Annotated in this window: 19 protein-coding genes; 10 read left to right on the top strand and 9 right to left on the bottom strand. The window is 62.0% G+C overall.

Features of this window, described 5'->3' with window-relative positions; genetic code table 11:
- Positions 1-186 precede the first annotated feature (186 nt).
- The 5 genes from HZR20_RS02045 to HZR20_RS02025 all read left to right on the top strand — a co-directional run bounded on the left by HZR20_RS02045 (position 187) and on the right by HZR20_RS02025 (position 3,716).
- The gene (locus HZR20_RS02045; RefSeq protein WP_181684934.1) at positions 187-978 is read left to right on the top strand and encodes a lysylphosphatidylglycerol synthase transmembrane domain-containing protein; all 792 of its coding nucleotides are present in this window, start codon (positions 187-189) and stop codon (positions 976-978) included.
- Between the two features lie 134 nt (positions 979-1,112).
- Positions 1,113-2,519, top strand: a complete 1,407-nt coding sequence (locus HZR20_RS02040; RefSeq protein WP_181684933.1) for a single-stranded-DNA-specific exonuclease RecJ — start codon at positions 1,113-1,115, stop codon at positions 2,517-2,519.
- Positions 2,520-2,656: 137 nt separating this feature from the next.
- The gene (locus tag HZR20_RS02035) at positions 2,657-2,926 is read left to right on the top strand and encodes a hypothetical protein (protein WP_258560312.1); all 270 of its coding nucleotides are present in this window, start codon (positions 2,657-2,659) and stop codon (positions 2,924-2,926) included.
- A 48-nt stretch (positions 2,927-2,974) separates the two neighbouring features.
- Complete coding sequence (locus HZR20_RS02030) at positions 2,975-3,289, top strand: DUF5783 family protein (RefSeq protein WP_181684931.1); 315 nt, start codon at positions 2,975-2,977, stop codon at positions 3,287-3,289.
- 61 nt (positions 3,290-3,350) lie between these two features.
- A complete protein-coding gene (locus tag HZR20_RS02025) occupies positions 3,351-3,716 on the top strand; it encodes a NifU family protein (protein WP_181684930.1) in 366 nt (121 codons plus the stop codon).
- Here HZR20_RS02025 and HZR20_RS02020 read toward each other — a convergent pair.
- Positions 3,713-4,600, bottom strand: a complete 888-nt coding sequence (locus HZR20_RS02020; protein WP_181684929.1) for a ketopantoate reductase family protein — start codon at positions 4,598-4,600, stop codon at positions 3,713-3,715. The two genes, HZR20_RS02025 and HZR20_RS02020, sit on opposite strands and share 4 nt — an antisense overlap.
- Before the next feature lie 232 nt (positions 4,601-4,832).
- Here HZR20_RS02020 and HZR20_RS02015 point away from each other — a divergent pair, with 232 nt between their 5' ends.
- Complete coding sequence (locus tag HZR20_RS02015; RefSeq protein ID WP_258560311.1) at positions 4,833-5,585, top strand: DedA family protein; 753 nt, start codon at positions 4,833-4,835, stop codon at positions 5,583-5,585.
- Between the two features lie 7 nt (positions 5,586-5,592).
- On the opposite strand, the gene metX is transcribed toward HZR20_RS02015, so the two are convergent.
- Positions 5,593-6,819: a homoserine O-acetyltransferase MetX gene (metX, locus tag HZR20_RS02010; protein WP_181684928.1), complete on the bottom strand. Its 1,227-nt coding sequence runs from the start codon at positions 6,817-6,819 to the stop codon at positions 5,593-5,595.
- Entirely contained in the window at positions 6,816-8,108 is a 1,293-nt protein-coding gene (locus HZR20_RS02005) for an O-acetylhomoserine aminocarboxypropyltransferase/cysteine synthase family protein (protein ID WP_181684927.1), read from the bottom strand. The genes metX and HZR20_RS02005 overlap by 4 nt, the downstream gene beginning before the upstream one ends.
- 668 nt (positions 8,109-8,776) lie before the next feature.
- Between HZR20_RS02005 and HZR20_RS02000 the strand changes: the two genes are divergently transcribed.
- The 4 genes from HZR20_RS02000 to HZR20_RS01985 all read left to right on the top strand — a co-directional run bounded on the left by HZR20_RS02000 (position 8,777) and on the right by HZR20_RS01985 (position 14,236).
- Positions 8,777-9,889 (top strand): pyridoxal-phosphate-dependent aminotransferase family protein, encoded by a 1,113-nt coding sequence (locus HZR20_RS02000; RefSeq protein WP_181684926.1) that lies wholly within the window; start codon positions 8,777-8,779, stop codon positions 9,887-9,889.
- A 253-nt stretch (positions 9,890-10,142) separates the two neighbouring features.
- Positions 10,143-11,207 carry a 2,3-butanediol dehydrogenase gene (locus HZR20_RS01995; RefSeq protein WP_181684925.1) on the top strand — a complete coding sequence of 355 codons (1,065 nt, stop codon included), beginning with the start codon at positions 10,143-10,145 and terminating at the stop codon, positions 11,205-11,207.
- Between the two features lie 94 nt (positions 11,208-11,301).
- Positions 11,302-13,383, top strand: a complete 2,082-nt coding sequence (gene ligA, locus HZR20_RS01990) for an NAD-dependent DNA ligase LigA (RefSeq protein WP_181684924.1) — start codon at positions 11,302-11,304, stop codon at positions 13,381-13,383.
- A gap of 103 nt (positions 13,384-13,486) precedes the next feature.
- On the top strand, positions 13,487-14,236 hold the full coding sequence (locus HZR20_RS01985; RefSeq protein WP_181684923.1) for a pirin family protein: 750 nt from the start codon (positions 13,487-13,489) through the stop codon (positions 14,234-14,236).
- A gap of 17 nt (positions 14,237-14,253) precedes the next feature.
- Here HZR20_RS01985 and HZR20_RS01980 read toward each other — a convergent pair whose 3' ends face one another.
- The 6 genes from HZR20_RS01980 to HZR20_RS01955 form a co-directional block, all read right to left on the bottom strand.
- Positions 14,254-15,096, bottom strand: coding sequence for an ABC transporter permease subunit (locus HZR20_RS01980; RefSeq protein WP_181684922.1), 843 nt, complete (start codon positions 15,094-15,096; stop codon positions 14,254-14,256).
- Between the two features lies 1 nt (position 15,097).
- Positions 15,098-16,003 carry an ABC transporter ATP-binding protein gene (locus HZR20_RS01975; RefSeq protein WP_181684921.1) on the bottom strand — a complete coding sequence of 302 codons (906 nt, stop codon included), beginning with the start codon at positions 16,001-16,003 and terminating at the stop codon, positions 15,098-15,100.
- A 66-nt stretch (positions 16,004-16,069) separates the two neighbouring features.
- On the bottom strand, positions 16,070-16,900 hold the full coding sequence (locus tag HZR20_RS01970; RefSeq protein WP_181684920.1) for an ABC transporter permease: 831 nt from the start codon (positions 16,898-16,900) through the stop codon (positions 16,070-16,072).
- Positions 16,897-17,808 carry an ABC transporter ATP-binding protein gene (locus HZR20_RS01965; RefSeq protein ID WP_181684919.1) on the bottom strand — a complete coding sequence of 304 codons (912 nt, stop codon included), beginning with the start codon at positions 17,806-17,808 and terminating at the stop codon, positions 16,897-16,899. The genes HZR20_RS01970 and HZR20_RS01965 overlap by 4 nt, the downstream gene beginning before the upstream one ends.
- Before the next feature lie 141 nt (positions 17,809-17,949).
- Positions 17,950-18,189, bottom strand: a complete 240-nt coding sequence (locus tag HZR20_RS01960) for a DUF7123 family protein (protein WP_181684918.1) — start codon at positions 18,187-18,189, stop codon at positions 17,950-17,952.
- Entirely contained in the window at positions 18,186-18,476 is a 291-nt protein-coding gene (locus HZR20_RS01955; protein ID WP_220132604.1) for a hypothetical protein, read from the bottom strand. Before HZR20_RS01955 ends, HZR20_RS01960 begins: the two co-directional genes overlap by 4 nt.
- Positions 18,477-18,511 lie beyond the last annotated feature (35 nt).

The following is an 18,511-nucleotide window of genomic DNA, read 5'->3' as shown; positions in this document are numbered from 1 at the left end:
GCCATCGTCCGTCGACTGCAGACTGTCGATCCAGCTCCGCTCGGGGCCGGCTTCCTCGCGGTCGTGCTGGCGATGGCCCTGGGCCGAGTCGATGCGTCGAATCCTGGTCGGTTCGGGCGGCTATCTCACACAGGCTCGCGCCTTTCTCGCGTATGCGGCCGGCATGTTCGCTAAACAGATTTTCCGATGGGAAACGCCGGTGGCGTTCCGATCATAGCTTACGCGTTCGACCGGCAGGCGAGGACCGGTTTTAACCGGAGTCTAGCGGTCGTCACCATTGGTGACTTTCTGGGATTGGTCTCTACGCTCGTCCTCGTGACGATCGGCGTGGGATATGTGGCGGTGACGGTCCCTGGATCTCGCTTGGTCGGGACTGCGCTCGTCCTCGTCGTCCTCGCCACCGTCGCACTGCTCTCAGTAGGTGTGCTCCTTGTCTATCGCCAGCACGTCCTCAAATTCCTCGTCCTCGGGGTCGCCCACATCTTTCGTGGGACGTTCGGCCGACTCAGTACTGGAGTGGAGCGTCGACTCGCCCCCGAACCGCTTTCGGCGAGTGTCGATCGCTACTTCGAAACGGTCGACACCGTTCGTGGGGATCGGCGGTCACTGCTGATCGCGTTTTTGCTCGCGTTCGTCGGCTGGACGCTGTTCGCGGTCCCGCTGTATACGAGTGCAATCGCCGTCGGTCGACCGATTCCGTTCGGTCTCGTCCTGTTTGTCGTCTCTGTTGGCGGTGTCGCGACACTCGTTCCGCTGCCTGGCGGACTCGGCGGCGTCGAGTTCGCCATCGCCGGCCTGATCGTCGTCACGGCGAACGTCGATCCCGCCGTTGCCGGCGCAACGGTAGTCCTCTACCGACTGAGTGTCTACTGGCTGCCAGTCGCGATCGGGCTCGTTGCTGCCGTCTATTCCGGCATCAGCGTTGGCTCCTTCGACGATAGCGTCACACGCCTCGATGAGATCGAGAGCGACTCCTGATCTCGCTTCCCATTTGGTTCCTCTCGGGTGGCAGGGTATCGTTCCGTATTGATCGACGATAGTTTGCTATAGCATTATGTGGTTTATCCGTTCGACCCTGACGTTTTTATCGCGGCCCGAACCAAGTGCGTCCGATGGGTCCTGTCCCCGAACTGGCCGATCGAGCTCGCTCGTGTGCCGACCGGCTACGCCAGGCTGAGTCTGTCCTGTTGGCTTCTCACATCGATGCCGACGGGCTGACGAGTGCTGCAATCGCCGCAAGCGCCCTCGAACGGGCTAAAATCCCGACCAATGTCGTCTTCAAAAACCAGCTCGACGACGACGAGATCGCCTCGATAGCGCTCCGCGAGGAACAGACGGTGCTGTTCACGGACTTCGGGAGCGGACAGCTCGACACGATCGTCGAACACGAGGCTCGCGGTGACTTTGAGCCAGTAATCGTCGATCACCACCAGCCGGCCGATGCCGAGACGCGCTACCATCTAAACCCGCTCTTGGAGGGGATCGACGGCGCGTCCGAACTCTCCGGGGCTGGGGCGTGTTACCTACTTGCGCGCGCGATGGAGGACGGAACAGATAATCGAGACCTCGCTGGGCTGGCGGTCGTGGGGGCAGTGGGTGACATGCAAGCCAGTGGTGGCGAACTCATCGGGGCAAACCGAGCAATTGTCGAAGACGGAGTGGCTGCGGGCGTTCTCGAAGAACGCACCGACCTGGCGCTGTACGGGATTCAGACACGCCCGCTTCCGAAACTGCTCGAATATGCAGATCGGCCACGCATACCCGGGGTTACAGGCGACCAAGCGGGTGCAATCGAGTTTTTAGAGTCGGTAGGCATCCAATTGAAGGCCGACGACGAGTGGCGACGGTGGGTCGACCTCTCGATGGACGAACGTCAATCAGTCGTCAGCGCGCTACTGAAGCGCGGTGTCGAACGAGGTGTCTCGGCGGATGCGATTGATTCCCTCGTAGGAACAACATATTCGCTCACCGAGGAGGAACCAGGCACGGAGCTCCGTGATGCAAGCGAGTTTTCGACGCTTTTGAACGCGACAGCCCGGTATGAGCGTGCAGACGTTGGACTCGCTGTCTGTCTTGGTGACCGTGGGCAAGCCCTCGCCCGGGCTCGTCGGTTGCTTGCCAACCACCGACGCAATCTCTCAGACGGGCTCGAATGGGTCCGAGAGCAGGGCGTCACGCTGGAATCCAACATACAGTGGTTCGACGCTGGTGACGCGATCCGAGAGACGATCGTGGGGATCGTCGCCGGGATGGCATTCGGTACGCCTGGAGTCCAGCGCGACCGACCGATCGTCGCGTTCGCCGAGAAATCCGATACCGAACGCAAAGTGTCTGCTCGGGGGACTCCTGGGCTCGTCAGGCAGGGACTGGACCTGTCCGATGCCATTGGGGAAGCAAGTCGGGCCGTCGGTGGTGATGGGGGCGGTCACGACGTCGCTGCCGGGGCGACGATTCCCACGGACGAGCGCCAGGCCTTTCTCGACCGGCTAGACGCCGTTATCGCCGAGCAGATCGCGTGACTCCCGAGAGATCTCAGTAAGAGGATGACGTTGAGCTGCCCAATAAATCACATCTCGATATATGGAATTGCGGCGGACTGCATTCCCGGTGCCTTTGACAGGTGGTTATTTGGGTTGAGGGGTCTTACTGCGGGATGATGGCAGACACTACTGGCGGCGTCGGAGACAAGGAGCGGTTGTTACTGGCGGCGGGCTTTGCCTTCGGTGTCATGTTGACGTTGCTCGTCTTAGAGTTGATCTTGTTGGCGAACGGTACCGTTGAGGCCGGTGACCTTCTGACGTCGGCGGACGCCCTCGTTGTAATCGCTGGGGTTGTCTTTACAGGTATCGTTGGTGTGGCCCTGTTCGTGCTCTCGTTTCCGGAAAACCGATCTCGGATTCCGATTGCGGCCGACGATCAGGAGTAACCTGCCGACGACAGTGCCCTTTTGGACACCCATCCGGAAGCATGCTTTATGACTGCCTTCGATCCCGATCGCTTCGAAGACAAGTACGAACACTACTTTACGGAACTCCAGCAGGCCTACAAGCAGGCCTTCGAGGTCATGAGTGGTCGGCACGATTCCGAGTTAATCCACGCGATCGATCAGCAGATCCTCGCCGAGAGCGAGCCGTTCTACGCTGGTGACGGTGAGTTTCGCATCGAACTCCCGGATGACGCTGCCGATCGCCTCGTCGATCAGGACCGAGACCGCCTCGAATCCGTGCTGGTGGCGTACAAATCGGAACTGGATACCCAGCTGCAGTCCGTGTTCGAGCTTGACTCGTGATGCCGGCGTATTGTCGGATACCAAAAGCCTAAACCCGTCTGTTGCCTACTTGGATTCACCAATGAGTACAGATTCCCAGGAAGCAGACACCAACCTCGAACAGCGCATCACCAACTTCCTGCGTCGCAACTTCCCGCAGATCCAAATGCACGGCGGCTCGGCGGCGATCCAGGAGCTCGACAAGGAATCGGGTGAAGTGACAATCGCTCTGGGCGGCGCCTGCAGTGGCTGTGGTATCTCGCCGATGACCATCCAGGCGATCAAGTCCCGTATGACCAAGGAGATCCCGGAAATCGATACGGTCCACGCTGACGCCGGCATGGGTGGCGGTGGCATGGGTGGGATGGATGAGTCGACCAGTCCCGGCGACTCCCGCGGTGGCAGTATCGAGAGCGACAACGACGAAGGCCCCAGCGCTCCCTTCTAACTACGGACGTTTCGCTCGCGTTCCCACGTTCGAATCAGCGCCGCCAGCGTCTCGTTGACTGGTGTTTCGATGTCGCTATCGGCCACGATCCCGTTGATCGCGTCGATTTCTGTTCGGTGTTCGGTCTGTAAGTCGCGGTACATTGAGGACTCGTTATCTGCTGTGGCGTCGATGACCCCTTCCAGCGCGGAGAGTGTGTCCTCGTCGGCCAGAGCGACATCGTTCGCGCGTGCGACGCGAGCGGCCTCACGAGTGGCCCGGCGGGCCACCTCTCTTGCAGCCCCGTCTGCAAGAGCATCGTTTTGGACCCTGGCCAGTGCCGTCGTCGCGTTGATGCCCGCGTTGACAGCGAGCTTCTCCCAGAGCCGGCGTGGCATGTCCGATACGACAGTCGTCTCGATATCAGCCGCCCTGAATGCTGCACCGACTCGGTCGGCGACGTCACTGGGTCTGCCATCCGGGTTACCGAGTACTACTTCACCGACGCCAGTACACGTCACGTGCCCAGGTTCGTCGGCAATTGCGCCGTAGGTCGCCGTCCCTGCGAGAATAGTGGTATCGAGCGTCTCCGCAAGCATTGTTTCGTTTCTGATACCGTTCTGCAGAGACAACACAGCCGCACAATCACAGTCGGCAAGCGCGTCGGCGGCCGTCGCCGTATCGTAAGCTTTGACGGTCACGATCGCCAGTTCCGTGTCGGTTGGGAGCGTGGTTGTGCCATGTGGCCGAACGGTTTGCTCGATTTCACCGCCAATCGTCAGCCCCGATTCCTGGATGGCCTCGAGGTGTGGGTCACGTCCGACAAGTGTCACGTCGTGATCGCGAGCCAGCAGCCCTCCGATCAGGCTGCCCAGGCTTCCGGCACCGAAGACGAGAATTTCCATTGGTCACCATTCTGGCCCCGAATGCAAGACGATACCGGATTTCGACGGATTCATTCACATACATTCCTGGTATCACCAAACGGTGGCCCATTTTCGGGCCTTCAGTCTTCCTTGCGGTCGTAGATGTCTCTCTTCGACCGGAAAGGCATATTACGCCTCGTTCGAATCTTGATTCGAGACTGCAATCAGTCACGATGAGACGAAATCGACGGCATGGCAGGGAGGGAGGACGTTGATCGAGACAGCGGGACAGCCGGTGGTCCCAGTCTCACTACGGGGTGTCCTCGGTCCAGTCGTGCTCGCCACTGGCTTGCTGGTTCTTTTGGGTGCGCTCGCTGGGGTGCTGTACAGTCGATCAGACGGAGTGACGCCGGCGTCGATTCGACGATCCATCTCGATCAGAGTCGCCGCAGCGATCGTGATTGGGACTGTCGGGGCTGCCCTGGTCGTGTTGTTCGTTCTCGAATTCGACTTCTTCGCGTTACCCACCCAGACGACCGGGCTGGCGAGGGGTTTACTCCGGGACTACGGGCTGGTTGCACTGTTCATTTTGTTTGTCATCGAGGGCGGCCAGGTCCTGTACTTCGCGCCCAGCGAGAGTTTGGTCCCGGCGGCGGTCCTCTTGCTTGCCGACTCGCCGCTCGGATACCTGACGATCATTCTCGTCTCGGTGCTCGGGGCGACGATCGGGCAGTGTCTGTTGTTTGGGCTGGCGAAGTACGGCGGCCGGGAATACGTGCTGAACGCCCGCTGGTTCCACATCGGTGAGGATCGCTTGGCCCGCTTCGAAGACTGGTTCGGTCAGTGGGGGCCCCTGGCAGTCCCGATCTCGAATACGCTTCTGTTCGTCCGCGGGCTGGCGACTGTTCCGGCGGGCCTGGCCGGGATGCGCCTCCGGCGGTTCGCGCTGCTCTCGGCGCTCGGGACGTTCACCTTCGAGGTGATTCTCGCGGCTGCGACGTTGGGCGTTATGTCCACAATCTAGCGGTTCCTCACGGCGAGAAGAGGCTCGTGTGGACCGGCGCGAAGTCGCTTTCGGGCACGTCTTCGTCCGTTTCGGCTGTGTCGGTGACGGCCGATCCGTCGACCCCGTCAGTCAGGAAGTCACCCAGCGGCGGGCCGACGTTTTCGGGTTCGACGAGGAAGGCGTCGTGACCGTGATCTGAGTCGATCACGTGGTGGGCAACGGGGGTGTCTGTCTCTCGGAGCGAGTCGGCGAGGGATTCGGATTGAGCGACGGTGAAGTGCCAGTCCGAGGTGAAGGACATGACCAGCGCCTGGCCGTCGAAGGCTGCCAGCGCGTCGGCGTCCGACTCGAATCCAGCGGCGAGGTCGAAATTCTCGGTCGCCCGCGTCATCGCCAGGAACGCGTTCGGATCGAAGCGCCCGACGAACTTCTCGGCCTGGTAATCCAGGTAGGATTCGACGTCCCGGTAGGGGAAAAACGCGGCTGCGGGCTCTTCGGGGAACGTCCGGTGGGCCTCGCGACCGGCCGACCGGCGGCCGAACTTCCGGTCCATTGAGGGCTTCGAGAGGTACATGACGTGGCCGATCTGGCGAGCCAGCGCCATTCCGTCGTTCGGTTCCTGGTGTTCGTCGTCGTAATACTGCCCGCCGTCCCAGGCCGGATCGCTCGTAATCGCCCGGCGCTTGATCCCGTGGAGGGCCAGGCTCTGGGCGTCCAACCGGGCCGACGTGGCAATAGAGACGATCCGGTCGACGTGATCGGGGTGGCGTTTGGCCCACTCGAGGACGTTCATCCCGCCGACACTGCCGCCGACGACGGCGTGGAGATGGGGGATGCCGAGTTCGTCCAAGAGTGCCCGCTGGGCGTCCGTCCAGTCGCCGACAGTCACGGGTGGGAAGTCGGTCCCGTAGGGGTCGCCGGTCTCGGGATTCGTACTCGCCGGTCCGGTCGTGCCATAACAGGACCCGGGGACGTTCGCACAGACGACGTAGTACTCGGTGGTGTCGATGGCCTTGCCTGGGCCGACGATGTCGTCCCACCAGGCGCGGGCCTGCCCGCTGGTTGAGTCGTCTGCGTCAGGGTGGGCGGCGACGTGGGCGGAGCCGGTCAGGGCGTGACAGACCAGCACCGCGTTGTCGCCCTCGAATTCGCCGTACGCCTCGTAGGCGATTTCGAGATCGGGAATAGTCTCTCCGCATTCGAACTCGAACTCACCCACTGAGACCGTCTCGCGTTCGGCGGTGACCGTCATGTCGCTGTCTCTATTCCCGTTTGTAGGTCCGCAATGATGTCTCTGGCGTCTTCGATCCCGACCGACAACCGGACCATGTCCGGCGCGACGCCGCTTGCGCGTTGTTCTTCGGGAGTCAGTTTCGCGTGCGTCGTCGAGGCTGGGTGGATGACCAGTGTCTTGGCGTCGCCGACGTTTGCGAGGAACTGCGCGAGGTCGGTCTCCTCACAGAGTCGCTGGCCCGCCTCGTAGCCACCCGAGAGGCCGAAAGTCACCATGCCGCCGTACCCTCCCTCCAGATACTCACTGGCGTTGGCGTGGGTCTCGTGACTTTCCAGGCCGGGGTAGGAGACCCACTCAACCTTAGGATGGTCGGCCAGGAACTCGGCGACGGTCATGGCATTCTCGCAGTGACGTTCCATCCGGACGGCCAGGGTTTCGGCCCCTTGCAGGGTCGTCCAGGCGTCGAAGGGCTTCTGGCCGTCGCCGACGTTCCGGACGGCGCGCTGGCGGGTTGCGACGGCGAAGGCCCGCTCGCCGAACCGATCGACGTAGCTATCGTCGTCGAGTTCCGCCGCATTGGCACCCAGTGCGGGGTACTGCTCGCCGTACTCGTCCCAGGGGAAGGCGCCGCTATCGACGACGACGCCGCCGACCGTGGTGCCCGACCCGTGGATCCACTTCGTCGTCGATTCCCAGACCACGTCGACGCCGTGCTCGATCGGGTTACAGAGATAGGGCGTCGCGAAGGTGTTGTCGACGACGAGTGGTGCGCCGTGGTCGTGGGCAACCTCGGCGACGCGCTCGATATCCGGCGTGATCAACGATGGGTTCCCGATCGTTTCGAGGTGGACGTAGGCAGTCTCGTCGTTGATCGCCTCGGCGTAGGCGTCGTAATCCAGCGTGTCGACGAAGCGGGCTTCGATACCGCGCTGTCGGGCGGTCGTCGTCAGATAGGAGTGGGTCCCGCCGTAGATCGACGACGCAGAGACGATATTGTCGCCCGCGCTCGCCAGCACGGTCGTCGTCGCGTCCAGGGCGGCCATCCCCGAGGCGGTCGCGACGGCGTCGACGCCGCCTTCCAGAGAGGCGAGGCGGCGTTCGAGCGTCCGGACGGTCGGATTATCGAAGCGGCTGTAGATGTTGCCCTCGGCCTCTAAGGCGTAGAGATCGGCCGCGCGATCGGCGTCCTCGAAGGCATAGGAGGTCGTCTGGTGGATCGGCGGCGCGACCGCGCCGGTCTCGGGGTCGGGTGACTGCCCGGCGTGTAAACACCGCGTCCCGAAGTACGATTGCTCGTGCTCGCTCATGTTTCATACGCATATACCTCTGGACTGGTATAACTCCGAGTTACGGCAAATTTGGGTAGGGTCGGGTATCGGGTGGCACTGGATCATTTGATGTTGAGACAGATCATTCTCGATGGATTTTTGTCTGGATGTTTCAATGAATGATTCACTTGCTGCATATAGATAACCATGTCTCTGGAGAAAACGTACGAAATTTCGGCGTTCAATATCTGGCGAATCGTTGTTACTTCACTAGGATTCCTTCCGCTCCTAGGATTACTATCGTCAATGGTGAGAGGAGTGTATCTCGAACCATTTTCCGCTCCCAGAATGATTATTGCGCTGAATACTGGACTCCCCCTCGTTATTAGTCCTATTTTAGCGTGGTATGTCGTCACATCTGACAGGATACCGTGGATTGGAGATGGGGACGTATAAACTCGCATAGTGGGTGGACGGATACATATATCCTGACTCTGATAATACTCGTCTCTAGGGTAGGGAATCGCTATGAGATATCGCCGGTTCATGTCATACTTGGTGACAGAATACTCAACTCACTTATATTTTGATTATCATGTCGGCCTTGTTCCCGTGAGTAGATCCTCATACCCCCGTCGCCGTTTCGCCGTCGTATCAAAACTCCCATAGCCTCTGACAGAGACTGTCACCATACCAAGGTGAGTTCCGTGACCGAGAAACGCGAATATACGGACGACTACCCCGAGAAGACCCTGTACATCCCCGGCCCCACGGAGGTCCGTGAGGACGTGATCGAGGAGATGGCCCAGCCCATGTTCGGCCACCGGATGGACCGGATGACCGACCTTTACACCACGATCGTCGAGGACACCAAGGAGTTCCTCGACACCGACAACGAGGTCATCATTCTGACGGGGTCTGGCACCGAATTCTGGGAGGCCTCGACGCTGAACCTCGTCGACGAGAAGATCCTCGTGCCGACCTGCGGGAGTTTCAGCGAGCGCCACGCCAACGTCGCCGAGCGCCTGGGCAAGGACGTCGATCGGCTCGAATACGACTGGGGCGAGGCAATCAAACCCGAGGACGTCCGGGAAGCCATCGAGGCGAGTGACAACGAGTACGACGTCGTCGCCAGCGTGATGAACGAGTCCTCGACTGGCGTCCGGAATCCGATCGAGGAGATCGGCGACGTGGTTGCCGAATACGAGGATACGTACTTCGTCGTCGACGCCGTGAGCGCGCTCGGTGGCGATTTCGTCGACATCGACGAGCACAACATCGACGTCATCTTCACGTCCACCCAGAAGGCCTTCGCGATGCCGCCCGGCCTGGCCGTCTGTGTCGTCAGTAGCGAGGCCTACGAGCGCGAGGTCGGTAAGGACTCAGCCTCCTGGTACGGTGGCTTCCAGCGCTGTCTGGACTACTACGACCGGAAAGGCCAGACCCACTCGACACCCTCGATTCCGATCATGCTGGCCTACCGCAAGCAGATGAAACACATGCTCGAGGAAGGTCACCACGAGCGCGACCAGCGCCACCGCGAGATGACCGAGTACGTTCACGACTGGGCGCGCGAGCACTTTGACCTCTTCGCCGAGGAAGGCTATCGCTCCCAGACGGTCTCCTGTATCGAGAACACCCAGGGCATCGACGTCTCCGGGACCATCGAGGAAGTCTCCGAAGAGTACGACATGGTGTTCTCGAACGGCTACGGCTCGCAACTCGGCGAGAAAACCTTCCGGATCGGGCACATGGGCGAACACGATCTCGAGAGTATCAAAGAACTGACCGACGCCATCGAGGACGTGGCCGACTTCTGAGGGAACTAGCCCGCCGGCCGGATCTCGTCGGTATCGTGGATAGGGGCGGTCGCTGTGTTTCGGTTATTTCGGCGTTTGGGACAGTCGTTGGACGATTCTGCGTTCATGTTTGACTCAGATCGCCCCGACGGTTGAGGCGCTGCGGAACTGGGTTTCGGCCCTGATCTGGGATTGTTTTTAAGATGCGACTGGGTTATCGCCGAGTGGGAACTGGTCGACCGATTATCCCTATCTGCGTGTTAGGCTGGCTTGTATGGACGCAGCCAGATATTACGGTCAGGAAGACATCCGTGTCGAAGATATTGAACCGGACTCGGTCGGTCCCGAGCAAGTCCGGATCGACATCGAAGCGTGTGGCATCTGCGGGTCGGACCTCCATGAATATACAGCCGGGCCGATCTTTATTCCGGGAGACGCCCCGCATCCTGTCTCGGGTGTCCAGGCACCGCTCACGATGGGCCACGAGTTCAGTGGGATTGTCTCCGAGGTTGGCGCTGACGTCACTGACTTCTCGAACGGGGACGCCGTTACAGCCAATCCGATCATCTACTGTGGGACCTGTCCCCGTTGTGAGGCCGGTGAGTACCACCGGTGTGAATCGCTCGGATTTTCCGGACTGGCGGCAAACGGCGGGTTCGCCGAGAACGTCGTCGTCGACGCCGAACAGGCAATTCCCCTCGGTGACATCCCGGTCGAATACGGCGCTCTCGTCGAACCGTTGACGGTTGCGCTGCACGCGGCCAGAGTCGCCGACATCTCGGCCGGCGATTCGGTCGCCGTGTTCGGGGCCGGACCGATCGGGCTCTGTCAGATCCAGGCGCTTCGGGCGGCCGGCGCCGGACCGATCATCGTCTCGGAACCCCGTGACGAGCGACGGGCGCGCGCCGAGGCGTGTGGGGCAGACGTGTTGATCGATCCGATGGAGGAAGACGCCCTCGAGGTCGTTCGAGCGGAAACTGGCGAGGGTGTCGACATCGCGTTCGATGTCGGCGGTGTCGAGGCGACGTATAACCAGGCGATCAATAGCACTCGACCGGGCGGGCGCGTGGCGGAAGTGAGTATCTTCGAGGAAGCGCTGGAAACCAATCCGAACGACCTCGTCATACCCGAGCGCTCGATCGTCGGCTCGATCGCGTACCAGGGTGGGCCTCGCTCCGGCGAGGAGTTCGGTATGGTCATCGACATGCTTGAAGACGGTCGTCTCGATCCCGATCCGCTCATCACCGATCGGATCGAACTCGACGAGATTGTCGACGGTGGGTTCGAACAACTGCTCGGCCCCGAGAGCGAGCAGGTGAAGATCCTGGTGAAGCCCTAGTTCTTCGATCGGACACTCGGTTTCAGACGCCCGTTCAGGGCTCGATGGACGCCCATCGAACCTGCAAAGAGGGAGCGGCCGCGAGAGGTGAGCAATGACAGCCGACGCCCCCGCGGACAACCCCTACGTCGCGGACCCGCCGACAGAGTTCGAACCAGTGGCGGATCTCAATCTCGATACCGCCCGCGAACAGGCCGAACAGTTACGCGACGCCATCAGATATCACGACCACCGCTATTACGTCGAGAACGATCCCGTGATCGGCGACCGGACCTACGACACCCTCTTTGCCCGCTTGCAAGACCTCGAAGACACGTTCGATCTGGATCGCGAGAACAGCCCGACCCAGCGCGTCGGCGGCGAACCGCTGGACGAACTCGAATCCGTCGAGCACGTCGCACCCATGCAGTCGATCGACCAGGGCGGCGAGAAGGGAGAGGTCCAGGAGTTCGACGATCGCGTCGCTCGAGGGCTCGCCGACGCGGGCTTCGATCCCGACGAACGGACCTACTTCTGTGAGCCCAAATTCGATGGCCTGTCGGTGGAAGTCGTTTACGAGGATGGCATCTACCAGCGGGCGGCCACCCGCGGCGACGGCGAGGTCGGCGAGGACGTCACCGAGAACGTCCGAACGATCCCGAGCGTCCCGGAACGATTACGCGGCGACTATCCGGACACCCTCGCGGTCCGTGGCGAGGTGTTCATGCCGACCGAAGACTTCCAGGCGTACAACCGCGAGCGCATCGAGCGCGGCGACGACCCGTTCGCCAACCCCCGGAATGCGGCCGCCGGCACGCTCCGGCAACTCGATCCATCGGTCACGGCCGAGCGCCCGCTCGCGATCTTCTTCTTTGGCGTGCTGGATGCGAGTGTGGAGTTCGCGACCAACAGCGAGGTGTACGAACGTCTGCCCGAGTGGGGGCTGCGCGTTACCGACCTTGCCGAGAAAGCCGATTCGATCGACGCCGCGATCGACTACCGCGACCGGCTGCTTGCAGAGCGAGACGACCTCCCCTTCGAGATTGACGGCGTCGTGTTCAAACTCGACGACCGTGCGGCCTGTGAGGCGCTGGGGTCGACCGCCCGCGCGCCGCGGTGGGCCTTCGCCTACAAGTTCCCGGCCCGCAGCGAGCGCACGACCGTCCGGGATGTCGTCGTGCAGGTCGGCCGGACAGGCCGGCTGACCCCAGTCGCACTCATGGATCCCGTCGAAGTCGGCGGCGTGACCGTCTCACGGGCCTCACTACACAACCCCGCCGAGATCGAACGCCTGGGCGTCGGTGTCGGCGACGAAGTGCGCGTAAAGCGAGCCGGTGACGTCATCCCGGAGGTCGCCGAGGTCATCGAGGCGGCGAGCAAGGGCACCGTCGACTTTCCCGAGAGCTGCCCTGTCTGTGACAGTCCCGTCGAGCGGGACGGCCCACTCGCGTTCTGTACCGGCGGGCTGGCCTGTCCAGCCCAACTCGAACGGGCGATCGTCCACTACGCCAGTCGCGACGGCCTGGACATCGAGGGCCTAGGCGAGGAACGCATCCAGCAACTCCTCGACGCTGGGCTCGTCGAGGAACTGGCCGATCTCTACGAACTCGGACAGCTCGACCTCACCTCCCTGGAGGGGTGGGGAATGCAGTCGGTCGCTAATTTGCAAGACGAACTTGCGGCGAGCACCGAGCCACCGGTCGACGATTTCCTCGCCGCGCTGAACATTCCCTCGGTCGGCGGCGCGACGGCGACTGCGCTGGCTCGCAAGTTCGAGACCTTCGAGGCCGTGATGAACGCCGACCGCGAGCACCTACAGGCCGTCGACGATATCGGACCGAACGTTGCCGACGACATCCGGGAGTTTTTCGAGAGCGAGCGCAACTACGAGGCGATCGAACGTCTGCTCGAGCACGTCGATCCTCAGCCCTACGAGGTCGAGGGTGGTGACGAACTCGATGGGCTGACGTTCGTCTTCACGGGCTCGCTCGAAGACTACACCCGCAGTGAGGCCCAGGAAATCGTCGAAACCCACGGCGGATCAGCAACGAGCAGCGTCTCGGGCAATACCGATTACCTCGTCGTCGGCGAAAATCCGGGCCAGCGCAAGCGCGACGACGCCGAAGACAACGACGTTCCGATCATCGACGAGGGTGAGTTCGAGTCGGAGCTCGAAGCGCGCGACGTCCTTGAGTGAGCGGGCACCGCAGGGGATCGTCAACAGCCCCTCTCATCGCCCACACGACGCGTTTTGACGCCTCCCTCGCCCCTATACCCGTCCAGCCCGAATACAGTCTACAATGAGTCTCGAATCGACGAACACCCTCTATAAAGCCACACGTACTGACGTTTCACAGAACCAGGGCAAGTTCCGAACACATTTCAACTTCCCTGGCCGGAACCTGCCGGACCACGACGACCACGGGTACGGCCCCCTGGCGACCGTCGTCGAGTCGTTCATGGACCCGGACACACTCATTCGGATGCACCAGCATCGAAACGAGGAGATCATCTCCTGGGTTCCTACGGGCGTGATGCGCCACGACGACGGCGAGGGTAACAAGCTCGTGACCGACGCCGAGCACATGATGGTGATGAACGCCGGCAGCGGCTTCTGGCACGAGGAGCGTACCCTCGCCGACGACCCGCCGCTGCGGATGCTCCAGATCTTCGTCCGGCCGCACAGCCTCGATCTCGAGCCGGACATCCAGCACGTATCCATCCCCGACCCCGTCGAGGGCGAGTGGCGACACCTTTTCGGTCCCGAGGGATCGGCCGCGCCGCTTTTCGTCCGCAACGAGGTCCACTTCTATGACACGCATCTGGAAGCGGGCGACCGCATCGACGTGCCGACCGAACCCGGGTGGGACACGTATTTTTACGTCTTCGACGGGGCCGTCACTGCTGGGGATATGACCTTCGAGGAAGCCGAGAGCGGCCTGCTCGTCGAGGGTACGACGACAGTCACTGCCCGAGAAGACTCGTTGCTCGTCGCGTTTGAGATTAACCCCGACGCCCCGATTACCAGGCAGGGAACGATCGGTCGGTAATTTTCGATCGCGTCCTCTCAGAGATCAGTCGTCTGGAACCGCCAGTAGCCGATCGCGAGCGGCAGGACGATCCACGCGAGGACGACGAAGCCGGCAAAGACTGGCTCCTGGTACCACGGGACGCTTTCGCCGACGGATCCCAGCGCGAGCGGAAAGTTCCTGAGCAGTTCCGGAGCGATCGGATGGGCCAGGTTTCGAATGCCAGTGAACGGCGACAGCTGGATGAATGCGGCTGCCCACTCCGGTTTCGGGCCGGAGGGCATCGAGAGGCCACCGAGCAGGTATCGGATGCCGGTGGGGATCACCGACCACAGCTGGAAGACGAACAATAGGAAGATACCGAACGAACCGCCAGCGGCGATCGACGTCGAGCGGGTCAGCGTCGAAAGGCCAAGGGCGATCGCCGTGAACACGACTCCTACCGTCCAGATCAGCAGGAAGGTCGTCGCGAGGAGGGCGACGTCCAGTGGTGCACCCATCGCCGTCGACAGCACCGACGCCAGGACGAACGCGGGCACAAGGACAGCTGTCAGGACGGCAATGCGACCGAGAAAACTCCCGAGGACGATCGTGTGCCGCGAGAACGGCAGGCTCAACAGGACCGACAGTTCGCCGGTCGCCCGTTTACCGACGATGTCACTCTGGCTGATCGTCAACGCTACGATCGGCGCGATAAAGCCAAACACGTTGAGCAGGAACAACGGCAGCACCTCCGATGCAGCCATGCTACTGCTGCTGTTGTCACCGACGACGTAGCCGATGCCGAGGCCAACGAGTCCCAGCAGTCCGAGCAGGTAGTACAACTGCCGTTCACGACGCGAATCGTCGAAGTCCTTGCGGGCGATCTGGAGCCAGCGCATCTCAGGCACCCCCCGTGTAGGCGGCAAAGAGATCTTCCAGGCTCGCCTCGCTGGTCTCAATGTTCTCGACGGTCGCGCCTGCCTGCTGTGTGACCCGCACCACTTCGCCCTTGGCGGGGTTCTCACAGCCGGCGATCACGCTGTCTCCATCCGTTCGGGCCGACGAGACTCCATCGATGGCCTCGATATCGGCGATCAGTCCCTCGGGTATCGCGTCCAGTGTCACGGCCATCTCGCCGGTGGTGCCGGCCGCTTCTCGGAGGCCGTCGATAGAGTCGACGGCGACGAGTGTCCCCTGGTCGAGGATGCCGACCCGATCACAGACCGCTTCGACCTGTTCGAGGATATGGCTCGAGAAGAACACCGTTGCCCCGCGATCGGCCTCTTCGTGGACAATCTCGCGCATCTGTCGTGCGCCGTTGGGGTCCAGTCCCGTTGTCGGCTCGTCGAGGATCAACAGGTCGGGGTCGTCGACCAGTGCCATCCCCAGCATCAGCCGCTGGGTCATTCCCTTCGAGTAGCCGCTGGCGGGCCGGTCGGCGGCGTGGGCGATCCCGGTGCGCTCCATGATAGCGTCGGGATCGTCGTTGGCGTCCTTCGCCTCGATCGTAAATTCGACGTGTTGGCGGCCGGTCATCTCGCCGAGTGGCCCGAATCGTTCGGGGAGGACGCCGGTTCGTTCCCGGACGGCGACTGTTTCGCTCTGGGCGTCCATCCCGAGGACACGCGCCTGGCCGGCCGTCGGGCGGGCGTGATCGAGCAGGATGTCGATCGTCGTGGATTTTCCGGCCCCGTTCGGGCCGAGAAAGCCAAACACCTCGCCTGACTCGACGGTCAGGTCGACTCCTTGGAGGGCGGTGACGCCACCATATGTCTTGGTGACGTCGGTAAGGTCAATGGCGACCATGCCCCGCGGTTCCGGGGCGGCCGGCATAATCCTTGTCGTTACGGGCTGTCGAGTCCGTCGATTTGCTCAGATATCTGCCTTCGAGAACCGCCAGTAACCGATCGCCAGGGGGACGACCAGCCAGAACGCCAGGATGACGAGACCGAGCCATGGCGTGGCGTAGAACGCCTGGAAGTCAGGATCGGTGGCCGCTGGGATGTCACCGGGCATGAGCGCGGTGAGCCCGGTCGTGAACGCCGCACTGGGCGGTACTTGATTGACGAGGAAGACCCAGTTCGGCATCTCGCTGGGCAGCGAGAACCCGTTCATGAGCCAGACGACCCCGAAGCTGACGGCACCCCACAGGAACTCGAAGACGAGGAAATATCCGATCGTCAGCATCGAGGCTCGCGATGTCGACCCCGTCAACGCCGAGAGGCCGACGACGATGCTAATGTAGGTCACCACGAACAGCAGCGACATGGCCAGTAACGCCCCGAGAGCGACGACGGCGAACTCGCCCATCAATACGCTTCCGAGGGCTGCTCCGGCGGCAAGGCCGATGAGCGTGGGAACGGCCAAGGTCGCACTACGACCGAGCACCTTGCCGAGCAGGACATCTCGACGCGTGTGCGGTAGCGACAGGAGAATCTTGATCGAGCCACTCTCGCGCTCGCCCGCAATGGCCTTGTAGGCGATGACGATGGCTGTGACCGAGACGAACAGCCCGATCTGGCTGGCGAGGAAGTACGCCAGGCCCTCGGCAGTCTGCTCTTCGATGCCCATCTCCGTCGTGAACTCCGCGAACGCGTAGGCGATGAACAACGAGAGGAGAATGAACAGTACTGACAGCCCCCAAAGCGCCCGCGAGCGCAGCGCATCCTGAAAGTCCTTTTTGGCGACAGCGAGTGTACTCATCGCGAGCCCTCCGTGTAGCTCATGAAAATCTCTTCGAGTGAGGTCTCTTCCGTCCGGAAGTCAGTCACTTCGTGACCGGCATCCTCCAGGGCCGAGAGCACTGCTGTCTTCGATCCGTCGCCAACTGAGACAGTTAGACCGCCGTCACGCTGTGTCACATCTGTGACGCCCGGGACGCCCTCGACGATCTCGATCGCGTTGTCGGTGACTGTAGCGAGTTCGACCCGTAGGGTTGCGCCGTCACCGGCCGCCTCCCGGAGTCCCTCGATGGAGTCGACGGCAACGAGTTCGCCCGCCCGGAGGATTCCCACCCGGTCGCAGACAGCTTCGACCTGTTCGAGGATGTGACTGGAGAAGAAGACGGTCGCACCGCGGTCGGCCTCTTCCGTGACGATTTCGCGGATCTCTCTCGCTCCGGCGGGATCGAGCCCCGTCGACGGTTCGTCGAGGATCAGTAGATCGGGCTGGCCGACTAGGGCCATCGCCAGGGTCAGTCGCTGTTTCATCCCTTTCGAGTAGCCCCCGGCCGTCCGGTCTCCGGCCTCGGGGATGCCGACTCGTTCCAGCAATGCGTCGGGGTCCGCCGTGACGTCTTTCGAGTCGATCACGAACTGGACGTGTTGCCGGCCAGTCAGGCGGTCGTACACCTGATAGCCTTCCGGGAGGACGCCTGTCCGCTGTCGGATCGACTGGGAATCGGCCTGGGCGTCCATGCCCAGCACCGTCGCCGAGCCCTCTGTTGGGCGGACGAAATCAAGCAGGATGTTGATCGTCGTGGACTTGCCCGCGCCGTTTGGCCCGAGAAAGCCGAAGACTTCACCCTCCTCGACGTGGAGGTCGATGCCGTCGAGTGCAAGGATATCTCCACCGTATCGTTTATGTAATCCGTTCGTTTCGATAGCTGCCATAGCGACCGTCCTTACTCCTCCACATATCTTATAAATAGTCGGTCGACTTCACCGGCTGAAGTCCAGTGTGCCCTGACACAGGTTCACCATACTATCGATTTAGGCGCTGGGAATCGAATGGGCGGACGGGGCCATTCCCAGTCACGCTCGGCTGACTCGCCAGGTCGTCGCGTTTGAGTACGCCCAGCGTTCGACGTTCAGGTCGGTGGCGTTCTCGCGAAGATCGGCGAACAGTTGCCCGATCTCCCGCGTCGAGAGGTCCAGATCCTCGGCGACGAATTTACTCTTGAGATAGCACTCCCCGTCGGCCGTCCGCTCGCGGAGGTACTCTCGGAAGCGCCGCCGCTTGCTGTCACTGGCAGTCTCTGTTGTCGCGCTCATTGAAACCTCTCCTCCGGGAACAGCCGCTCCCACGACGGCGACCACACGCCACCGCCGGGATCGTATCGATGGCCGACCACGAGACACGCGACGTTGACGGCGATCACCGCGCCGGCCTGGCTCGCCGAGAGTTCGCCAAGCGCCAGCAACGGCAGGTACCCGATCGGGAGCGCAATCGCACCCCAGAACGCGATGCCAAGCAGCATCTGTCCGGGCGAGATTCCCATCGCCCCGGCAGGCAATCGGACGGACCAATTGGAGGGCATATTCACAGCCTCGATCGGCATCCCCCAAAAACTCACGGACGGTCAAACGAGTCTTT

Source organism: Halorhabdus salina (assembly GCF_013839425.1).
Taxonomy (GTDB): Archaea; Halobacteriota; Halobacteria; order Halobacteriales; family Haloarculaceae; genus Halorhabdus; species Halorhabdus salina.
This window is presented reverse-complemented; position numbering and strand designations above follow the sequence as displayed.

Bases quoted from the DNA above. Each gene is read 5' to 3' on its own strand.
- HZR20_RS02045 (WP_181684934.1), top strand. From the start codon at position 187: ATGGGAAACGCCGGTGGCGTTCCGATCATAGCTTACGCGTTCGACCGG.
- HZR20_RS02040 (WP_181684933.1), top strand. From the start codon at position 1,113: ATGGGTCCTGTCCCCGAACTGGCCGATCGAGCTCGCTCGTGTGCCGAC.
- HZR20_RS02035 (WP_258560312.1), top strand. From the start codon at position 2,657: ATGGCAGACACTACTGGCGGCGTCGGAGACAAGGAGCGGTTGTTACTG.
- HZR20_RS02030 (WP_181684931.1), top strand. From the start codon at position 2,975: ATGACTGCCTTCGATCCCGATCGCTTCGAAGACAAGTACGAACACTAC.
- HZR20_RS02025 (WP_181684930.1), top strand. From the start codon at position 3,351: ATGAGTACAGATTCCCAGGAAGCAGACACCAACCTCGAACAGCGCATC.
- HZR20_RS02020 (WP_181684929.1), bottom strand. From the start codon at position 4,600: ATGGAAATTCTCGTCTTCGGTGCCGGAAGCCTGGGCAGCCTGATCGGA.
- metX (WP_181684928.1), bottom strand. From the start codon at position 6,819: ATGACGGTCACCGCCGAACGCGAGACGGTCTCAGTGGGTGAGTTCGAG.
- HZR20_RS02005 (WP_181684927.1), bottom strand. From the start codon at position 8,108: ATGAGCGAGCACGAGCAATCGTACTTCGGGACGCGGTGTTTACACGCC.
- HZR20_RS01995 (WP_181684925.1), top strand. From the start codon at position 10,143: ATGGACGCAGCCAGATATTACGGTCAGGAAGACATCCGTGTCGAAGAT.
- ligA (WP_181684924.1), top strand. From the start codon at position 11,302: ATGACAGCCGACGCCCCCGCGGACAACCCCTACGTCGCGGACCCGCCG.
- HZR20_RS01985 (WP_181684923.1), top strand. From the start codon at position 13,487: ATGAGTCTCGAATCGACGAACACCCTCTATAAAGCCACACGTACTGAC.
- HZR20_RS01980 (WP_181684922.1), bottom strand. From the start codon at position 15,096: ATGCGCTGGCTCCAGATCGCCCGCAAGGACTTCGACGATTCGCGTCGT.
- HZR20_RS01975 (WP_181684921.1), bottom strand. From the start codon at position 16,003: ATGGTCGCCATTGACCTTACCGACGTCACCAAGACATATGGTGGCGTC.
- HZR20_RS01970 (WP_181684920.1), bottom strand. From the start codon at position 16,900: ATGAGTACACTCGCTGTCGCCAAAAAGGACTTTCAGGATGCGCTGCGC.
- HZR20_RS01965 (WP_181684919.1), bottom strand. From the start codon at position 17,808: ATGGCAGCTATCGAAACGAACGGATTACATAAACGATACGGTGGAGAT.
- HZR20_RS01960 (WP_181684918.1), bottom strand. From the start codon at position 18,189: ATGAGCGCGACAACAGAGACTGCCAGTGACAGCAAGCGGCGGCGCTTC.
- HZR20_RS01955 (WP_220132604.1), bottom strand. From the start codon at position 18,476: ATGCCGATCGAGGCTGTGAATATGCCCTCCAATTGGTCCGTCCGATTG.